The sequence below is a fragment of the Singulisphaera acidiphila DSM 18658 genome (assembly GCF_000242455.2).
Lineage (GTDB): Bacteria > Planctomycetota > Planctomycetia > Isosphaerales > Isosphaeraceae > Singulisphaera > Singulisphaera acidiphila.
The window spans coordinates 120,288-139,641 of record NC_019892.1; the positions used below are offsets into that span (position 1 = coordinate 120,288).

Sequence of the window (19,354 nt, forward strand, 5' to 3'; positions counted from 1 at the left end):
TTCTGATCAGAACGAGTCGGACGAGATCACCTCGCCCCCGGCCTTGGTCCCCAGCGCCCACCAGACTTGCATGTTGACCGTCTGCTTGATGAACTGGACGTGCCCGTCGCCAAAGCAGACGTTCACACCGCCGGAGTGTCGACTACCAGCCGTCCAGGCACCGCTGAGGAGATGGCCGCCGGTCCCGTTTGTGCATGACCAGGTATTCGGCGGCATGACGTGATTATACGTCGTCCCATAAGGCATGATGGCGAGCCACCAGTAGCCCCCGACCGGGCCCGCCGGCCCCCAGGGGGGCGTTGGCCCGCCCGCAGGCTGACCGGCGAGCATCTTGATCGGGTTGCCGGTCGTGTAGCAGAGGTTCTGGTACAAGGCCGGGCCGTTCACCAACGAAGGGTCAAGCAGGGCCTTATTATTGGAGTCGACGGCGTTGTTGCCGGGGTAGGTCGAGGTCTGAACCATCGTGGAGGTGGCGCTCGGGATCAGGGTGTCGAGCTGCGAGTTGTTTGAGGTGCCGATCCCCTTGACCCGCTCGCTGAATGCCGACGTGTTGCTCAGGCCGTCGGTGACGTCGGCCACCCGGACGATCGGCTCGTCCGGCCCGTAGCCGGGGCCGATGTTGGTCCAGCCGACGTGGCCGAAGAGGCCGTCGGGCGAGGCGAGCCCGAAGCCGGCGGCCGTCGCGCCGAAGCTCGCGGCATAGTTGACCGTACCGAAGCCCGTGGTCAGCCGATCAAGGTCGCTCGGGCAGTTCAAAACGCTCAGCGTCATATACTGAACCGTCGCGTTCTCGGTGCTCGGCTTCGAGGCCGCGTGGCCGGTATCCGCGAAGTTAATGCTGTTATAAACGGGAGATTGTTCGAAGTTCGCCAGGAGCAAGGGAAAGGCGCCCCAGTCGTTGTTGTTATAACCGCCGTGGCCCCACGGGAATGAAGTCGTGGTCGATTCGTAGTTGTGCATCGCGATCCCAAGCTGCTTGAGATTGTTGATGCACTGCATTCGCCGAGCCGCCTCGCGCGCCGCCTGCACGGCGGGCAGCAAAAGCGCGATCAGAACCGCGATGATCGCGATGACCACCAGCAATTCGATCAACGTGAAGCCCCGGGCTTGAGAATACAAGCCAGTACCGTTCTTTGCTTCGTTCCGTCCGCGCATGCACAGGCTCCCTTTAGATCTGGAGATCTGATTTGGACAATTGATCTGCAGAAATAAAAACAGAACGATACAATCTGGACGCCGACACAACGCGAACCACAGCAGCCTGGGCTCGAATGAGTCCAGGTCGACTTAAGGAAATAGGCGTCGAGAGCGGCCCGTCGGCGACGAGAAAATCCAAAGAATCTTTAACCGCGAGGGGGGAGATTCCTTAGCTTAGATGGACGGGGCAAATGAAGTCAATCATAATCAGCGATCTTAATGCTGCTTTGTCGGAGTCTACTAACAAAGTTGCAATGTCTACCGAGGCGTCACGACTCTAAGGAACTCGCCGGCCATGATGCGAACCGGAACGCAGGTGCCCTTTCGGAACGGCCTTCTCTTCGGGGTGGCCCTCTTCGCCGCCCTGTCGTCGGCAGGAGGCGCGGACGTCGGAGACCCGCCCGGGACGGAAATGGTCGAGCTGGATCACGCGACCGTTGTCATCCCCTCTCAACTGTCCGACCATGAGCGCAAGGCCGTGTCGATGCTGGTCGAGGAGGTGAGCCGACGCACGCGCCTAAACTGGGCGGTGACCTCGACCTGGCCGGTGGCCCCGGGCCCGGTGGTCGTTGTGACGCCCTCCCGCGCGATGGCCGAGTTTTCGGGAAAGGCGGGGGTCGACCGCGGTCCCACCCCCCCTACCCGGCCCGAAGGATATCGCGTCTGGGTCACCGGGACAGCCCCGGTCGTCTGGGTCGAGGGGCAAGATGAGCGCGGGGTCCTCTTCGGCGTCGGCCGGTTGCTCCGCGAACTTCGGATGAGTCGCGGCCGAGTCGACCTGCCGGCTTCGTTCCATACGTCTTCATCGCCGAGAAACGCGATCCGAGGGCACCAACTCGGCTACCGGCCCAAGACCAACTCGTACGACGGCTGGGACCTCGACCAGTGGGAGCGCTACATTCGCGACCTGGCCGTGTTCGGAACGAACGCCGTCGAACTTTTGCCGCCGGAGACCGATGACGCGGCGGACAGCCCGCATTTCCCCCGGCCGCCGCTGGAGATGATGGCTGGGATGTCGAAGCTCCTCGACGACTACGGACTCGACGTCTGGGTCTGGTACCCGGTCCCCGACAACCTCGACGCCCAACCGGAAGCGGCGCGCACCTCGCTCGATCGCTGGGCCGAGGTGCTCGGCAAGCTGCCCCGGGTCGACGCCGTCTTCGTGCCCGGCGGCGACCCCGGGCACACGCGCCCTGGTGCGCTCATGCCCCACCTTGAGAAGGCTGCCGCCGTGCTCCGACGCGCCCACCCGAACGCGCAGATGTGGGTCTCGACCCAAGGTTTCGACCGGGTCTGGACCGAGGAGTTTTACGCCATCGTCGGCCGAGAGCCGACCTGGCTCTCGGGCATCGTCTACGGACCGCATACCCGTGATTCGCTGGCCCAAGTTCGCGCGGCGGTCCCTCGGCGCTATCCGGTCCGTCTCTATCCCGACATCACCCACACGATGAAATGCCAGTTCCCCGTCCCCGACTGGGACCTCGCCTACTTCGTGACCGAGGGGCGCGAACCGATCAACCCCCGGCCACGGGCGAACGTCGAAATCTTCGAGGCCCTCAAGGATCACGTCGGCTTCGTGACCTACTCGGAAGGGTGTAATGATGACGTGAACAAGATCGTCTGGAGCGTTCTTGGTTTTGACCCTGAAACGCCGGTCGCGGAGATCCTGCGTCAATACAGCCGCTACTTCATCGGCCCCAAATTCGCCGAAGGGTTCGCGCAAGGGCTCCTTTCCCTGGAGCAAAACTGGGTCGGCCCGCTCAGGAGCAACGACTCGGTCGAGACCACCCTCCAGCAATTTCAAGACATGGAGCGGCAGGCGTCCCCCGACGACCTCCGGAACTGGCGGTTTCAGCAGGCCCTCTACCGCGCCTACTACGATGCGCTCGTCCGAGACCGGCTCATCTTCGAGACCGGTCTGGAAAACCAGGCGATGGCCGACTTGAGGAAGGCCCAGACACTTGGCTCAATCGATGCCCTCGACGCGGCCCGCGCGACGCTCGACCGCGCGAAAAATACGGCGATCTCACCCGACCGCAGAGCGCGAGTCTTCGAGCTGGCGGAAGCTCTCTTTCAGAGCATCCGGATGCAGTTGAGCGTCCCCCGCTACCAGGCAATCGGCGAAGAGCGAGGCGCCAACCTCGACTCCATCGATGCGCCTCTCAACAACCGCGTCTGGCTCGAAGCGGAGTTTGCCCGCCTCCGCGCCTTGCCTGACGAGGGAGCGCGAAAAGAAGGGATCGAGCGGCTGATCCATCGGACCGACCCCGGCCCGGGCGGGTTTTACGACGCCCCGGGCGACCCCACCCGCCGACCGCACGTCGAGCGCGGGCCCGGGATCTCGTCCGACCCGATGCTCTGGATCGCCCGCCAGGGATTTCAGCCCCGGCCGGACTGGCCGCTCACCTGGTATCGCCACGCCGAAAGCCTGTACGACGCCCCGCTCCGGATGAATTACGACGAGCTCGACCCCCGCGCCAGCTATACCCTCCGGGTCGTCTATGCCGGGGATCGCTTCCCCACCACACTCGGACTCAAGGCCGACGACCTCGTCGTCCACGCCCCCATCCCCAAACCCGACCCGGTTCGTCCTCTCGAGTTCGCGATTCCGCGACAGGCCACCTCCGACGGTCGGCTCACCCTCACCTGGACACGCGATCCAGGCCGGGGCGGCAACGGTCGGGGGTGCCAGGTCACCGAGGTCTGGCTGATCCGCAAGGGAGACTGACAACGAACCTCCGGCCGCCGACTTGGACCGGAACACGAGGGAAGTCCGGGTGCTACGGGTTCCATACCGGAACCCGTAGCACCCAAAATATCAGCGCAAACCATTTTCACAATACATTTAATTTATCTAGTGAGCGAGTGAATGTTTCCATTTCCCGGCCGGACAGTCCTCATGAGGGAGCCTCGCTTTGATGGCGGGGATGCAGGCGCAGACGCGGCAGCGCAACCCGGTATATAGATCGCAATGCGCACAGATTTGCATTCGATCGCGATAGATTTCCAAGGGGACGGTCTTGAGTCCCGAACTGGCGAACGCCACGGCCGCCTGTGAGGCGGTGAGGGCCATCCGAAGCAAGCCGGGGCCGGTCGTATTCGACACCTGGGGCCGAAGTTGGGGCTGGGGATTGATCGTGATGACGCTTGCGTCGAAGATTCCTCCGTCGTGTGCGGTCAGCGCGGGCGAGCCGATGCTGGACCGATAATCTGCCAGATGCTGGGCATACTGGATCGCCTGAGGCGATTGCAAGCGGTGGAGAAGTTGGACGGCCTCTTCTCCCTGGACTATGGCCTCGTAGGTCCGGCCCAGCTCGGCGTACGCGATTCCGGCATACCAGAGGAGAGTCGCCTCATGATGGGGATCGCCCAGGCGGCGGGCGAGCGCCAGGGCCTGATCGAAGTGAGCCAAGGCCCCGGCGTGATCGGCCAAGGCTTGATGCGCGTGTCCCAGCCACTCCAGCGCGATCTTCTCGGTGTAACGGTCGTCGGTCTCGCGAGCCGTGGCGAGCACCGGCCCAAGCAACTCGATCGCTTCTTGCGAACGGCCCAGCATCAAGACAGCCTGGGCGTAATTCAACGTGGCATCGAGTTCCCGAGCCCGATCACCGAGCTGGCGGGCTTCGGCGAGCGCTTCCTCGAGGAGCGACGCAGCGGGCTGGGCTTCGAACTTGTGCAGGTAGGTCACGGCGAGGTCAACCAGGGCCGTGACCTCGTGGGCGCGATCCCCGACTTGCCGGGCTTCGGCGAGAGCATGAGCGGCGAGTTGGAGCGAAGGAATCACCGGCGGCAGCATGGCCGCCGCGACCGGCGCCGTGGGGGCCTTTTCCCTCCCTGTCTCCGGCTCCGGCGTGACCCCATGAACCAGGAAGAGGTTTCGGCCAAGACGACGGATCGATTGGGCGGCCGGCCATCGGCCCCTGACCTGCTCCTCGTCGAGCGGCCGGGTTTCATCCTCGGCCCAAGCGAGGATGAGGTCCGTCCGCCTCGCCCCGGAACGCTCGCAGGTCCGCCCGTTGGGGAGCGTCCAGCTCGGGTTCGTTTTCGTTTTCGAGCCGACCAGGCGGCGGAAAAAGGTGGGGAAGCTGGTCCCGATCCGCTGCTGCGCCGGAGTCAAGGCCGCGGCGGTGAAGCAGAGGCCTGTCATCAAGGTGACGGGAGCAGCGGCCGCCGTGCTGACACGATCCCAGTGCTGGAATCCTTCGGCCTGTAGACCGGGGAGCCAAAGGACGACACGACCGTCCCCCGCCGCCGGCTCGATCAAGATGCCATCCTCGACTGCCAGCGAACGTCCATCAGGGAGCTTCATGGAGACTGTTCCTCCCGTCTCAATGAATGGAAAAGTCGTTTGGCTGCGGTTACCCGATTCGGCTTCAGCGAAGAGCCTGCATGATGCATGCCCCTTCGGGACTGCCGTGGCACACGAATTTTCAATATTTACTGATGCAATATCTTTCTGATTTTCCGGAGAGCCCGTGCAAGAACGTGCCCACCCTACGGCTCCACGGCTTCCGGCTTCGATAACGCAATCTGGGTCGACTTCTCCACAATGACTGGCGTGCCCTCGGTGATGGATCGCTTGTCAACGATGACTTTATCGGTAGGCTTGAGACCTGCGAGAACCTCAACGCGAATCCCGTTGTCGACTCCCACCCTGATCTTGACCTCATGCGCCCGGCCTTCCTTGAACACGAAGACGGACGATTGGTCATGATCGGACTTTCCCAGCAGGCAGCCGGTGGGGATCGTCAGGTTGGCCGTGTCGTTCTCAAGGATGATGGTGGCAATTCCGTACATACCTTCGCGTAAGAGGCCGCTGGTATTCTCAAGGTCGATTTCGGTCCGCATCGTCCTGGTCTCAGGTTCCTCGGAATGCGAGAACCGCGAGACCTTCCCCTCGAATCGATGGCCGGGCAGTGCATCGAGCGTGACGATCGCCTTGTCTCCCAGGTCGGTCAGAGGGACGTCTCGGTCGGGAACATAGGTGACAACTCGCATTTTGTCCGTGCGGGCGACGGTAAGCAAAGGTTTTTCGGTCCCCTCGGCCGCCGATCGAATGAAGTCTCCCTCGAAGAAAGCGCGCTGGGTGATGACGCCGTCATACGGCGATTTAATCGTCATATAATCCACCATAACTCTATCCTTGGCCAGCATCTCGGCGATCACCTCGACGTTGGCCTTGGCCTCGTCAAGGTCGGCCTTGGCTTGATCGACCTTCGCCGCCGACGAAGTCAGTAGCGCTTTGGAAGAGTCCAGCTCGGCCTCAGCGGCCCGCTCTTCGGCCACGGAAGTCTCATAGTGGTCCTCGTACTCGTCGACAATTTGCTGGGGGACCGCCTGCCGGGTGCGTAGGTCGCGGTAGCGGACAAGTTCCTTCTCGCGGTACTTCCTCCGGGAGACGGAGCTGCCAATATTGGCCTTGGCCTTGGCGACCGCAGCTTCAGCGGCCTTCACATCGGACTGGGCGGTCTCGACGCGTGCCTGTCCTTGGGCGACCTGGGTCTTGGCCTGCTTCAGAGCCGCCACAGCGCGATTGGCTTCCTTGACCGCTTCCGGATCGTCGATCTTCGCGAGAATCTCCCCCTTCTTGACATGGCTGCCGATATCGACCTCCTGCCACTTCAGATAACCCGAAACCTTGGCGAAGAGGCGCGCTTGCTGGAACGGGTGTACCGAGCCGATCTGGGTGGAAGTCCGCGTCAGCCCCCCGCGTTCCGGGTGGACAACTTCCACGCGAACCGCCTCGTCACCCTGCGTCTCCGCTGCGTGTGGGTCGCGCGACTTGGAGTAGGACGCGCTCGCCTTGCGCTCGCGCGACACCAGCATCGTGCCCCCGATGCCGACCGGGATGAGGGAGAGAGCCAAAAGAACGATCTTCGTGCCCCGACTCCAAAAACGTGGATTGGGTCGCGCGAGCGACTTCGATGTTGGCGTTTCCTGCGTTGGCATATTCAATCAACTCCGCATAGCTACAGAGCCATCTTTTCGACTCGGAATACCCGATCCTCATCTCGACCGCGGCACATGCAACGCGCACCTGTCCGGTCCGGCGAAGAGTGCCGAGGCACGATCAGACTTCCCCGTGCGGCGAATCGAACCCCTGATCGTCTTGTTCCCCGAGGAATCCCTCGTCCGTCCGTTCATTCCCATCCGTTTCCGTGTTATTTGTCTTCCTCCGATCGCGGACCAGGAGCGAATAGAGGCAAGGCAGCACGAAAAGCGTGGAGGGTTCGACGGCTAATAATCCTCCCAGAATCGCGCGAGCGAGCGGCGCGTTCGCTTCACTGCCGCGTTCCAGCGCGAATGCGCCGGGGAGCATGGCGAAGAAGGCCGCCATTGCCGTCATCGTGACCGGGCGGACTCGGATCGCTGCCGACTTGCGAATCGCTTGCCCCGGTGTCAGACCCTCCTTGAACCGCAGTTCCTGGGCGAAGTCGGTCATCAGCACCGCGTTGGAGACATTGATCCCGACGATGAAGATGAAGCCGAGCAGCGACTGGACGTTGACAGCCGTGCCCGTGAAAAAGAGCATCAGCAACACGCCGATCAGCGAGAGGGGCACGGCCAGCATGATACTCAGCGGAGCAACCCACGACTTGGCCAGCCCAACCATCAGGAAATAGATCAGGATCGAGGCCCCAATCAGGCCGAAGCCCATGCTGGAGAACGTGTCCTGCATCCGGCTGTACTCACCGCTCAAGCTGACCTTCGTCCCTTTCATGAGAGGTCTCCCCTTGACGGTCAAGTCGTAGGGGATCCAACGGCCGTCCGACTGCCGTTTTCCTATCCCGTCGATCACCTGAGCGACATCGTCGGATACGTGCCCCAGATCACGGCCGTGGACGCCCATCGAGAGGTCCATCGTCGGCTGGATGTTGGCATGCGTCACTTCGGTCGGCACCGTGGTCCGCCGAAGTGTGATGAGGTTGCTCAGCGGAATCGCTTTCTTCTGGCCGACTCCCGTGATCGGAATGTTGAGGAGCGTCTCGATGGACTGAATGTCCTTCTCGGGATACTGCACTCCGACGAAGTACTGGTTACCACCGACCGGGTCGATCCAGAAGTTCCTCTTATTGAATTGGATGCTTGAATTGAAAGCGGCCACCACATTTTTCATCACATCGATCTGGGTCAAGCCGAGGTCGGCGGCCTTGGCCCGATCGACGTCGATGATGTACTCGGGGTAGTCGAGCCGCTGGATGATCCGAGCGTCGACCACCCCGTTGATCCGGCGCGCTTTGTCCTGGATTCGCTCCGCGATGGCGCGAGCCTCTTTCGGATTCTTCCCGGTGACCCGGACATTGATCGGCGTGGACTTGCCCTCGTTCATGGCTCCTCGGACCAGGCCGCCGGCATCAAAGGCAAACTCGAGGTCTCGAAATCTCGAGTCCTTTTGGAGGCCCTGGCGAATCAGGTGAACGTATTCCTGCGCAGATTGACTGCGATGCTCCGTGAGCTGAACCCTGATGATCGCATCCATCGGACCCGAATTCGGGGTATAGGCGGCCGACCAATCGGCGTTCACGCCGATCTCAGAGATCAAGAGTTGCAGGTCATGCTTGGCGATGATCTGTTTGAGCGATTGTTCGACCTGGGCAATCTTGTCCTCGGTCCGCTCGATTCGGGTACCGCTGGGGGCACGGACACTGATCTCGAACGCACCCGCGTCCACCTCGGGAAAGAACTCGCGACGAAGCACCGGCCAGAGCGCCACGAGCGTCACAAGCAGCAGGCTGTAGGCGACGGTCACCGTCAGCACCCGGTGCCTCAAGACGAGATCGAGCACGCGTGCATACGAGGCGAACATCCGATCGATGGCCCCTTCCCAGCGGGCAAAGGCCCGGGCCAGAGCACCCCCCTGATGGGCTTCGCCGCCAGGTTCGTGATGACCTGGCTTGAGCCAGGCAGCGCTACAGGCAGGGACCAGCGTCCGCGACAGGAGATAGGCCGAGCCCATGGCGAAGGCGACGGCCAGGGTCATGGGCCGGAACAGGAATTCACCCATCCCCGGCATCAGCGCCAGAGGCGAAAGCACGAGGAACGTGCAGAGGGTCGCGATCAGCTCGGGCACCGCCACCTCGCTGGCTCCCAGGAAGGCGGCTTCCTCGGGGCTGGCTCCCAGGCCGAGGTGGCGGTGCGTGTTCTCCAGGCAGATGATGGCGCTGTCGACCATCGGGCCGATCGCCAGAGTGAGCCCGGCCAGTGTCATCACGTTGACCGTATTGCCCGTGGCTTTCAGGAAGATCATCGCCGAGAGGACCGAGATCGGCAGGGTCAGGACGGCGATCGCCGTCATTCGCCACTGTCCCAAGAAGAGCAAGATCGTCAGCGAACAAAGGACAGATCCAAGCACTCCTTCCTGAACCAGGCTGGCAATCGACTGCCGGACGTAGATCGACTGATCCATGACCACCTTCAAGTCGACCCCGCTTCGGGTCAACCGTTCCGTGAAGTCCTGAAGCCGGGCACGGACCGTGTCGACCACGGCCAGGGTACTGGCACCAAGCTGCCGGAAGACCGGGATATAGACCTCGCGCCGACCATTGATCCGAACGACGTTGGTTTGGATATAAGAGGCGTCCTCCGTGCTTGCCACGTCGCGCAAATAGGCGGTGTTCCCCTGCACGGAGCGGAGCGGAATCGAACCCATCTCCTTGGCGAAGTCGTACAGCGAATTCGAGTCGAGGGCATAGTCGGTGTCGCCGATCTTGGCGTCGCCGGTCGGCAGGAAGACATTGTAGTTGTCGAGTGCGTTCATGACGTCGAGCGAGGAGAGCCCGCGTGCTTGCATCTTCTGACGGTCGAGGTAGGCGAGCACCGCGCGGATCTTCCCGCCGTAGACAACGGGCGCCACGGCGCCGTTGATACTCATGATCATGTTGCGGACCTCGTAGCGTCCGACGTCGTAGAGGATCGATTCGGTCTGGGACTGGTCGGGGCTGTCCACCGCCACGATGCAGACCGGGGTCGTGCTTGTCGGGTCGAACGGCAAGACGACCGGCGGGAGGGTTCCGGGAGGCAGGGACGGCACCGACGCCAGGGCCAGCGAATTCACCTGGGTCAGGGCACCGTTGGGATCGACGTCGCTTCGAAAGAAGCTGCGGACGATACTGGCCCCGACGATCGATCGCGATTCCTGCCGCGCCGTTCCGCTGGCCTGCCCGGTCCAACGTTCCATCCGGTTGGTGATGTCCTTCTCGACACTGGCGGCCGGCATCCCACCGTAAAACGTAAGGACCTGAACCGCCGGACTCTTGAACACGGGAAGGATGTCGATCGGGATGAGATAGATCGAAACGGTTCCCACCATCACGAGCGTCAAGCACATAACCGTGACGGCGTATGGGTTCCGAAGCGAGGCCCGGATCAAGCCGTTCATTGCGATTTCCTCAGCAGCGGATCATTGAGACGAGAGAGGCCAACGTCAAATGTCGGGGATCGCGCAGGGGAGGCGCGAGAAGACTCAAAAGATGAGGTCGAAAAGGGGGACCGATCCTGTCGGTTCGATTCGAAGCGAGTCTTCTCAGCAGCGCAGACAGCCGTTGAGCGGCAAAGCGCCGGGATCCGGGAGCAAAGATCGCCTTGCAAGCAGGCCGGCTTCAGTGATCTCCGACACGAACCCAGGCGCGGACCTGAGAAGCAGGTGGCCGGCAATCCGGTAGGATTCATGATCCGGGGAGACACAGCGATGGGACGTTGTAAGCGCCAATCGCTCCGATCGCTGAGCCGACCACTGACAGACCCTGACAATGAGCTGGCAGGTGGGATGAGACCGGGACGAAGCGGGAGGAAGCGCCAGCGGAGCGGCGATCATCCTCGTGATCAGGAGAGCGAACAGAGCCCACATCAAGGTTGAAGGGAGTCGCATACTCCAGCATCCCCGTCAGTCAATGGACTCGCGCATGGGGGGAGTGCGATGAGGCTTTGGAGCCACAATACCGCATTAGTAATAATACGGGACTGATTCATGAGTCAAGGGAAGACTTGGCCCCAAGTTCCGTTTCGTGCGATCCGGGCCGCACGTAAGGTCGGACTTCGCAAGTCTTTTGGGGCATTCCCAACGATACAGAGAGGCGGTTCTCACTTCCCTCACATTGGCATCCATGTCTGCGGTGCTGCTCTCTCTCTCGCCCTGGAGGAGCGACCGTTCTTAGCCAGGGTACAAACCCTTGGAAATCATTCAACAGAGCATATCATCGGCACCAAAATGACTTGCGCTATGGGCAGTCGCCCCTTCGGGACTCACAAAGGCAATGCCCCCGGTGAGTGTTCCCGCAGGCGGGTTGGCAACGCCACGAGATCACCCTATTTCCGGGAAAGTTGTATTGGCTACCTCGCGGTCGTGCATGGTAAAGGATGGGTAGGCAACGTCAACGGAAGGACGATGATATGGCGAAATCGGGCGTGGCGACCCGGCACCTGCACACGCTCTTCAAGGTGGGAGCGGTTGGGGGACTGTCGGATGGACAGTTGCTGGAGCGGTTTGTGACCCGTCAGGGCGAGGCGGCCGAGACGGCGTTCGCAATCCTGGTCGAGCGGCACGGGCCGATGGTCCTGGGGGTCTGTCGCCGTACCTTGGCCAATCCAGGCGATGCCGAGGACGCCTTCCAGGCCACCTTTCTGGTGCTGGTCAAGAAGGCCAAGACAGTGCGGGTAGACGACTCGCTCGGGCGGTGGCTCTATGGAGTGGCTTGCCGCGTGGCCGCGCGGGCCAGGACTGGGGTCCTTCGCAGACAAGCCCGGGAAGGGGACAGGCTCGTGGATCGCCAGGGCCCGACCTTGGATTCAGGCTGTCTGGATCTTCGCCGGGTGCTCGATGAAGAGTTGAACCGGTTGCCCGAGAAGTACCGGGCGCCGGTGGTGCTCTGTTATCTGGAGGGCCTGACCCACGAGTTGGCCGCAGAGCGGCTCGGTTGGCCCGTCGGGACGGTTCGAGGGCGTTTGTCGCGGGCTCGTGAGCGATTACGGACCCGGCTCTCGAGCCGAGGCCTGGCCCCAACCGCCGCCGGGCTCTGGGAGTTCCCGACTCCAACACCGACAGAGGCCGTTTCCCACGCCTTAATTGAGGAGACAGTCCAGGCCGCGATGCAGTACGCGACGGCCCGCCTCGCCGTGGGGGGGATCTCGACGGCAGTGGCCGTTTTGACCGAAGGAGCGTTCAAGACCATGGTCCTGACCAAACTGAAGACGTCCGTTACGCTATTGTCCGCAATGGTAGCAGCCTCCATGATTGCGCCGGCCTTCCTCGCGGCATCCGACCCGCAGTCAGTGGGCCGAGAACAGCCCGCAACGACTGTGGGGAAGAACGAGGTGCGGAAGCCTTCCAAAACGAAGAACGAGGCCACCGAGACAGCGATCAGGGCGTTCGGTCCCACGCACTGGAGCGCCAATCCAGCGCTGGCGGTGCGGTACTACAACCACGAGCGCGGCTACTGGATGTATGCCGAGGAGTACGACCGGCTCAACGACGGCAAGCAATTGCGATTGCGCCGGTTCGCGCTTGTGACAAAGCCACGGAATGGCCAAGCACTCAAGACGGCGTCCAGCGACCAAGCGCTCATCGACCTCAGCCAGCCCTTGGGCGTGCCGAACACGTGGTCGCCGTTGAAGATCCTCCAGACGCGGCTCGAAGGAAACGTCCGGATCAACGACAGCCAGGGGACGCCCGATCCCGCCAACGACCTGGCGATCGGCCCCCTCCCCTATGCCGAGTTCGACGAGACCTCCCTCAACATCCGCAGTGAGTCGGACGTCACGATCGAGGGGCGTGGCATGCGAATCACCGGCTCAGGACTTTCGATCCAGCTTTCCCCCAAGGACGAGACCGGAAAGGACCTCAGCATCGAATCACTAACAATCAAAAATAATGTAAAAATTGAAATCAAAGAATTGAATCACTCGAAAGTCGTACCCGACCAACCCAAGGCCGCGAACGGACAAGGGGGCAGGCCCCAAGGCCTGCCCCCCGTTGATGGAGACGGATCGACGACGAAGGTCGATTCACTCCGCGACCGAGCCGATCAGGAGGTGACCTTCAGGTTCGCGGGGTCCCAACCGATGACGCGGCCCTGACGATAGCTGTCGTTGCACAAGAGCGCGGGGGCCGCGGCGCGATAGCCGAAGACGGCATCTTCGTAGACCGGCTTCTTGTCGCGGACGGAGTTGAAGAAGTTGACGAAATGGTCGAACCGTTCGTCGTAGCCGTTGGGGACCACGAACTTCTCCGGCGTGCTCGCGCGTGGCTTCGGCTTGCCCTTGGCGGCCTCCTCCGCGAGGAATTTCTCGGCGAACGCCTTCTGCTGGGCGTTCGAGAAGGTGCGCACCGAGTTGTAGCCCTTGAGGACCTGGTCCGCCGTCGCCGTCTGGATCCCGGGCCCGCTCACGGTGAGCGAGGTGAAGCTGACGTTGATGACCCCTTCGCTGCCGACGAACCGGAAGTAGGTGTCACCGCCACCGCCGTCCGCGAAGTTGGTCTGGAGCGAGAGGGTGAACCCTGGGTGCACATCGGTCTGCGGGTAGTCGAGCAGCCCCATGATCACGTCGTAGACGTCGCGCCCATCCTTCCAGTATCGCAGGCCCCCCATCCCGGCGATCCGATTCGGCCCCAGGGAGCCAGTCGCGTGATGGATGCCGGTGAGGAGGTGGACGAACAGGTCGCCTGCAACCGCGGTCCCGTAATCCCAGTAGTTCCTCCAGCGGAAGAAGCGCACGGGGTCGAACGGCAGCTTGGGAGCCGTTCCCAGGAATCGGTCCCAATCCACCGTCTCGGGCGAGGCGTCGGTCGGGATCGAATACTGCCAGGCGCCCGTGTCGGAGTTGCGGTTGTACCGGGCCTCGACCGTGTTGATCTCGCCGATCGCCCCTTTCTTGATCAGATCCTTGACCTTGTCGTAAAGGAGCGAGCTGGCGTACTGGCTCCCCACCTGAAAGACAGCGCCGGTCTGCTTCTGGACGTCGATGACTTGCGGCCCTTCATCGACGATGCGGACCATCGGCTTTTCGCAATAGACGGCCTTGCCCGCCTTCATCGCGTCGATTGAAATCTGCGCGTGCCAGTGGTCAGGCACGCAGACGAGAACCGCATCAACGTCCTTGCGGGCGAGGATCTCGCGGTAGTCCAGGAAAGTCTCGACCTTGTCGCCGTAGACCTCTTTGGCGTGAACGCGCCGACCTTCATAGAGGTCCGACACGGCGACGAGCTCGACGCCGGGGACCTTCAGGGCGGTGTCGGTATCGATGAATCCGATAATGCCCATGCCGATCGTGGCGATCCGGATCCGGTCGTTCGGTCCCGCCGGCCGGGCTGGTTCCTGATCCCGGTTCAACGCATAGACGTTCTGGCTGAGCTTGGTCGTCGCCACGGCCGGAGCGGCCGAAGCCACGGCGGCTGACTTCAGAAACGACCGGCGCGACGGTTGGTCGGGTTTCGACATGGTCTGCTCCAATGATTCCGGGGACCATCCTCTCGGCATTTCTGCTCCGATGAAGTTCCTTCCCGAAGGTTCGTCAAGGATCCAGCATACGGAGCCGCCAGGTCTTTCGGAAGGCGATCTTCCCGGGACCTCAACGGACTTCACACAACCAAATTCTCCCATTCACCAGTGCTCAATTAACACAACTCCTTGAAGGCAACTCGGTCGCGGCAGGCTATGAATCTGGAAAATCCAAATAATAACATTGCTCAAAATTTCAGTTTTCTCAAGAGCTCCCTCTTTGCCCTCCGTGCCGGCAGAACAGAAAGGGCAAAGCGTCGCCCAAGCAATAAAAGCGTCTCGCGACCCTGAGTGCACGCGGCCTGGAGGAGACGTCCAGGTTGCCCTCGGGTATGATGGTTGAGAAGCATCATTCACGATGTCGCGCGGAGGACGACCGATGAGTCGTGCCACCATCGACGCCGATTTCTCCGAAGTCGGCCCACCCAAACCGTCAGGCTCATCCCGAGCTCGCTGGTTCATCCTGGGGGGCCTACTCATTCCGTTCACGGTCTTGAGCTACCTCGCGGTGAGCTCGGGTTCACGGAACAACGTCAGCGACAGACCCGTGATCCTCACAGCCCTGGCGACGATTACCGGCCCATTCGTTGGGGCAATCGCACGTCACGGCCAGAATTGCTGCCTGTCCTTTTCCCTCACGCTTGCCGCGATGTCTGGCCCGATTCTGGCTCTCGGCCTGCTCGCCCAGTTGGTTCCGCTCAAACGGGGACTACAACTCGTGCGGCTCGTGCTCTGGACACTCGGCTGGTTCGTCTGGCTTTCTGCCGGCCAAGTCTCGTTCTTGCATGCCCTCTGCTGACACTGGCCCCCCAAAAGTATGGGGGGTCGGGCCGATCACCAAGCCCGATCAAGCGGCCTGGGGTCACTTATCGATTTTCAACTTCTCTTAGCTCCCCGCAACCTGGCGGCTTTGCCTCCCCTTGAGGCGGCAGATCCGATGGAAAGAGCTGTGAAGGGTTCACAGCTTCAGGGACATACCGGTGACAATGACGTGATGGGCGTCCGGGCAGCCTGTCCGGGACTCGCCCACGCCCGATCTCTCAAGCGACAACGCCCATCCCATCCTTGTAATATCGCGATACAGAACCGTGGTCCGGACCAGCGATCGATCCCTTCATCCTCCGCTCCGCCGCGCCCTCACTCCCTCACGATCAGGCCCAAGGCATTGACTTCCTTACCCGCGCGTCCCTGCAGGCCAACGGGGAGCTTGCCTTCGCTCGAGACATCCCGGGGGCTCCCGCCCCTTTTGTCGCCCAGACAGGGCGAGGTATATGAGTCGGATGTGTCGAGGTGATCCCCCTCGATCCGCATGAAGACCAGCTCGAAGCCGTCGACCGTCAGCCCGGTGTGCGTGTTCACGGCCCCGACCGCGTAGCCCGGCTTGGCGATGGCTTTCACTTCCTTGCTCTGCAGCGAGCCATACCGCTTGCCGTCGACAATCTTCCCCCCCACTCGGTAGACCGGCCGCACCGAGCTGATCTTCGGGCCACCAAACTTCATGATGTAGCTGACGTGGGCCCCGACCAGCACACTGCCCTTCGGGGCGATGTCGTGGAAGCGGTCGTGATTCAGGCCGAAGAACTTGTCCGGAAGGGCGATCATCCCTTCGGGAAGCTCGGGCGCTTCGGGCAGTTGGTTCATCCGACCCAATTCCGGCATCTGCCCATGATTCCGCCTCAGGTTCTTCGCCTGCTGGGCCTCGAGCTGTTCGAACATCCTCTCCGCCCTCTTCTTCTGGGCGGCCATCATCTCCGGCGTCACCCTACGGATACCCAGGCTCTTCTCGATCAGCGTCGTGACCTTCTCCGTCTCGTCCTTCCGGACCGCTTCCCATCCCGGGTCGCTCGCGTTGACGCTCAGCACGGCCAGTTTCGTCATGGATCCCTCGCCAGCCGGCAAGACCATCCTATAGACGACCATCGCAGTCTTCTTGCCCTCGAGGATGTGACCTAGGGGCTCGACCTTAGCCGCCTTGATGTCGGGAAGCACGGGCTTGCCCACGAATCCCTGCTTCATTGCAACGATCTGCCCGGCGAGTTCGTCAAGCAGCGACATTTTCCAGTCCGTGCCGCTCCTGAGAAGGCTTGCGGCGTTCAGCCGATCGATGCTCATGCCATCCAGATTCATCTTCGATCGATAGACGACATACGCCTTGTCCGTCCCTGCGAAGAAGTGGCCGACGACGTCGATGCGCGTGGTAGCCAGAGCCTTCTTCGCCTCCGGGGCCGACGTCGCCTTGCGGCATATCGCGGCGAAGATCTGAGGCGCGTCGAGGGCCTTCAGCGCCTCCGCGTCCTTGACGTCGAAGCCCTCCAGGAACTGAGCCTCCTTACCCGCTGTGATGGCCAGGTCGAGAATCTCAAGGACCGAGGCACGAATCTCCTCCAAGGTATCCGGGTGCATCGCCTTGACGAAGGTATCGATCCGGCCGTGGTTCAACGCGCCCATAGCCCTGCTGACGACTTCTTCAGTCGTTTCCGCGGCCCACCCGGCGTGTGGATACAGAGTCATCAGTACGACCGTCAGCAAAGGCGAGATTCGTTTCATTACCAGTACCTTGGACGTAAGTTATTGCTAAATTTGGACCTTAGCCAGAGCCGTTCTTGGCTATCGATGCAGACCCATGCACCCCTCCAGCCCTCGACAGCATAAGGATAGTTCGCGATGCAAGCGATCGAAACTCGGGCCAACAAGCCGAGGATCACGATACTTCCGACTTCGGTATTGGCTTCGGGCAGCCGGACAAGTTCGGGCATGGCAGCCCCTTGTGGATGATGGGGCCGCCAGAGTATGACAGGTGGGCGCGGCGGAGGCGAGACTCAGCCGTTTGCCAGAGCAACCCATGTCGGCGCGTGATCGCTCGTTTTCTCCATCGCCCGAACGTCCCGTTCCACGCCGGCCGTCTCCAGCCTCTTCGCCAACCCCATGGGGAGGTCAGCGGCCAAGCACCTAAAGTGGGTAAGACGGAAAACCTGGCGAATGCATCTGATAGCCTGACATCTTATAATTAATATATAATTATTCTCAAAGATTTCCCAACTGAGGTGCCTGGCCACTTGAGCCCCTATTCCGTCAATTCCGACATCCGACTGAATTGACGGAAGCAACCGACCCCTGGAATCGCCCAGGATGCCCCCGAACGCGTCGGCGCCGTTGAGGCGGGGAAAAAGAGGAGGCCGGCGGCACGAACGATTCTGGGCATCCTGGCGGTTCTGGTGAGACCAATGGCCCGATCGCGACCCGCTGGGGAATCTCATTGTAAGGCCAGCCGGGAAATAGAAAAGCGGCCAAGGGTCACCCCTAGCCGCTCTCCTCGGTCCTGGAAATGCAGCAACCTTCTTTACCAGTGGACCATTTTCCCAGGAGTTTTCGGGTTGCCGTAGCCTTTCACATAGGTGAGGACTCCATCAGCCCAGGTATATTCCTCATAGTAGGAATTGGCGATCTGGGCATCAGCGGTGACCTTGGGCCAGACCTTCAGCCTAATCCCCCAGCCTCCAGGAATGGGGGTAACGTTGTAGACAAAGGCCGACCATCCGCAGGTCTTAAAGCGAAAGTCGCCCTCATCCACCCATTTGAAGAATTGGACGCGATCGGGAGGCACAGGACGCTCGCGGAGCATAATGGCCGTAGCCTGCTCGAAGAGCTTGTCCTCTTGCGGCGTACGTGCCTTAACTTCCGCTCGGATTGGGGCTGGCTCGATGGTATAGAGACGAGCCGGGTCATTGTTGTCCCCTTGGAATTTGGCGACTTGCTCCGGGGTGGGAATGAGTGCTTCTCGAGGCATAAGGACTGGGACTTGCGGCGTGAGTTTGCGTTTCTTTATCGTGCTTTTGCTCGGAGCGGAAGCCACCAAGTAACCGCATGTCAGGAGCATTCCGAGTGCCCCGATGACGAGAATCTTGTTTCTCTTCATGCTCAGGCTCCTGTGTTATTCGCACTGCCATTGTGTAGCGCTTTTCTTCCTCTTCATGATCGTCCACTCACCAAGAGGCATTTCCAAGGTCTCACCACAAGGAGTGGAATAGAGAATCCGAAACGCTTGGGTTGCGGAGAAGAAGACGTTTTCCTCCGGGAGAGCGGCGAAAGCATCTGCATCAGCCATCGACCCTACCTCATCGTAAATTACCGCGTCAACGAGATTCAACGTACTCCCAGGAGCATTGGGGTGCCAATCCTTGTCCTTAAGCTGTTCCCCATTGACGACTTGATTCGTCAACTTCTGCTGCACCAAACCGGCCATGTCTATACCGCAGGGATCCTCCCCGGTGTATACCTGGAGTCTCGCAACTATTGAGCCGGGGTTGGAGACGAGGACATGTAAGCCGTACTCGTCGAGATAGTCGTCGGCCTTGGCGATGGTGATCGTCTTCATCTTGGTTGTTTTTGGTGGAGCAGGTTCTTCCGGACCAGGCGTCATATACAAATTCGTCAAGACATAATTTTATGTTCCAGTAATATTAAAATGTGCAGTATAATTCTTGATATTGGCGATTATAAAGCCTTTAACAAAACAATCGTCGATCTTTCTTGACATCCACCACTCTGGAGTATCGATATCAATATAATTATTTGGCAACAATGTATACTCTCGTCCGAGAATCGGTGGATCTGGAGTAACGGGCGTCATGATGATGGACGTCACCGTCGCCCACGCAAGTGGT

At 61.2% G+C, this 19,354-nt stretch carries 12 protein-coding genes; 3 read left to right on the forward strand and 9 right to left on the reverse strand.

Features of this window, described 5'->3' with window-relative positions; all coding sequences use genetic code 11:
- Positions 1-6 precede the first annotated feature (6 nt).
- The gene (locus tag SINAC_RS00485) at positions 7-1,155 is read right to left on the reverse strand and encodes a DUF1559 domain-containing protein (protein ID WP_015243743.1); all 1,149 of its coding nucleotides are present in this window, start codon (positions 1,153-1,155) and stop codon (positions 7-9) included.
- A 337-nt stretch (positions 1,156-1,492) separates the two neighbouring features.
- On the opposite strand from SINAC_RS00485, the gene SINAC_RS00490 reads away from it, so the two are divergent.
- Entirely contained in the window at positions 1,493-3,925 is a 2,433-nt protein-coding gene (locus SINAC_RS00490) for a hypothetical protein (protein ID WP_015243744.1), read from the forward strand.
- Between the two features lie 126 nt (positions 3,926-4,051).
- Here SINAC_RS00490 and SINAC_RS00495 read toward each other — a convergent pair whose 3' ends face one another.
- From SINAC_RS00495 to SINAC_RS39510, 4 genes are all read right to left on the reverse strand, one after another.
- Entirely contained in the window at positions 4,052-5,506 is a 1,455-nt protein-coding gene (locus tag SINAC_RS00495; protein WP_015243745.1) for a tetratricopeptide repeat protein, read from the reverse strand.
- A 185-nt stretch (positions 5,507-5,691) separates the two neighbouring features.
- Complete coding sequence (locus SINAC_RS00500; protein ID WP_237722820.1) at positions 5,692-7,062, reverse strand: efflux RND transporter periplasmic adaptor subunit; 1,371 nt, start codon at positions 7,060-7,062, stop codon at positions 5,692-5,694.
- A 205-nt stretch (positions 7,063-7,267) separates the two neighbouring features.
- Positions 7,268-10,576 (reverse strand): efflux RND transporter permease subunit, encoded by a 3,309-nt coding sequence (locus tag SINAC_RS00505; RefSeq protein ID WP_015243747.1) that lies wholly within the window; start codon positions 10,574-10,576, stop codon positions 7,268-7,270.
- A 144-nt stretch (positions 10,577-10,720) separates the two neighbouring features.
- Positions 10,721-11,065, reverse strand: coding sequence for a hypothetical protein (locus SINAC_RS39510; RefSeq protein ID WP_154673851.1), 345 nt, complete (start codon positions 11,063-11,065; stop codon positions 10,721-10,723).
- 521 nt (positions 11,066-11,586) lie between these two features.
- On the opposite strand from SINAC_RS39510, the gene SINAC_RS37765 reads away from it, so the two are divergent.
- Positions 11,587-13,269, forward strand: a complete 1,683-nt coding sequence (locus SINAC_RS37765) for an RNA polymerase sigma factor (RefSeq protein ID WP_015243748.1) — start codon at positions 11,587-11,589, stop codon at positions 13,267-13,269.
- On the opposite strand, the gene SINAC_RS00515 is transcribed toward SINAC_RS37765, so the two are convergent.
- Positions 13,218-14,630, reverse strand: a complete 1,413-nt coding sequence (locus SINAC_RS00515) for a Gfo/Idh/MocA family protein (protein ID WP_015243749.1) — start codon at positions 14,628-14,630, stop codon at positions 13,218-13,220. The genes SINAC_RS37765 and SINAC_RS00515 overlap by 52 nt on opposite strands.
- A 439-nt stretch (positions 14,631-15,069) precedes the next feature.
- Here SINAC_RS00515 and SINAC_RS00520 point away from each other — a divergent pair, with 439 nt between their 5' ends.
- Positions 15,070-15,489, forward strand: coding sequence for a hypothetical protein (locus tag SINAC_RS00520; protein ID WP_015243750.1), 420 nt, complete (start codon positions 15,070-15,072; stop codon positions 15,487-15,489).
- 338 nt (positions 15,490-15,827) lie between these two features.
- Here the strand turns inward: SINAC_RS00520 and SINAC_RS00525 are convergent, their stop codons facing one another.
- The 3 genes from SINAC_RS00525 to SINAC_RS00540 form a co-directional block, all read right to left on the reverse strand.
- On the reverse strand, positions 15,828-17,237 hold the full coding sequence (locus tag SINAC_RS00525; RefSeq protein WP_015243751.1) for a hypothetical protein: 1,410 nt from the start codon (positions 17,235-17,237) through the stop codon (positions 15,828-15,830).
- A 793-nt stretch (positions 17,238-18,030) separates the two neighbouring features.
- Positions 18,031-18,606: a hypothetical protein gene (locus tag SINAC_RS00535; protein ID WP_015243753.1), complete on the reverse strand. Its 576-nt coding sequence runs from the start codon at positions 18,604-18,606 to the stop codon at positions 18,031-18,033.
- A gap of 15 nt (positions 18,607-18,621) precedes the next feature.
- The gene (locus tag SINAC_RS00540) at positions 18,622-19,065 is read right to left on the reverse strand and encodes a hypothetical protein (RefSeq protein ID WP_015243754.1); all 444 of its coding nucleotides are present in this window, start codon (positions 19,063-19,065) and stop codon (positions 18,622-18,624) included.
- Positions 19,066-19,354: the final 289 nt, after the last annotated feature.

Coding starts and splice junctions, on each gene's coding strand:
- SINAC_RS00485 (WP_015243743.1), bottom strand. CDS start 1,155: ATGCGCGGACGGAACGAAGCAAAGAACGGTACTGGCTTGTATTCTCAA.
- SINAC_RS00490 (WP_015243744.1), top strand. CDS start 1,493: ATGATGCGAACCGGAACGCAGGTGCCCTTTCGGAACGGCCTTCTCTTC.
- SINAC_RS00495 (WP_015243745.1), bottom strand. CDS start 5,506: ATGAAGCTCCCTGATGGACGTTCGCTGGCAGTCGAGGATGGCATCTTG.
- SINAC_RS00505 (WP_015243747.1), bottom strand. CDS start 10,576: ATGAACGGCTTGATCCGGGCCTCGCTTCGGAACCCATACGCCGTCACG.
- SINAC_RS39510 (WP_154673851.1), bottom strand. CDS start 11,065: ATGCGACTCCCTTCAACCTTGATGTGGGCTCTGTTCGCTCTCCTGATC.
- SINAC_RS37765 (WP_015243748.1), top strand. CDS start 11,587: ATGGCGAAATCGGGCGTGGCGACCCGGCACCTGCACACGCTCTTCAAG.
- SINAC_RS00515 (WP_015243749.1), bottom strand. CDS start 14,630: ATGTCGAAACCCGACCAACCGTCGCGCCGGTCGTTTCTGAAGTCAGCC.
- SINAC_RS00520 (WP_015243750.1), top strand. CDS start 15,070: ATGAGTCGTGCCACCATCGACGCCGATTTCTCCGAAGTCGGCCCACCC.
- SINAC_RS00525 (WP_015243751.1), bottom strand. CDS start 17,237: ATGAAACGAATCTCGCCTTTGCTGACGGTCGTACTGATGACTCTGTAT.
- SINAC_RS00535 (WP_015243753.1), bottom strand. CDS start 18,606: ATGAAGAGAAACAAGATTCTCGTCATCGGGGCACTCGGAATGCTCCTG.
- SINAC_RS00540 (WP_015243754.1), bottom strand. CDS start 19,065: ATGAAGACGATCACCATCGCCAAGGCCGACGACTATCTCGACGAGTAC.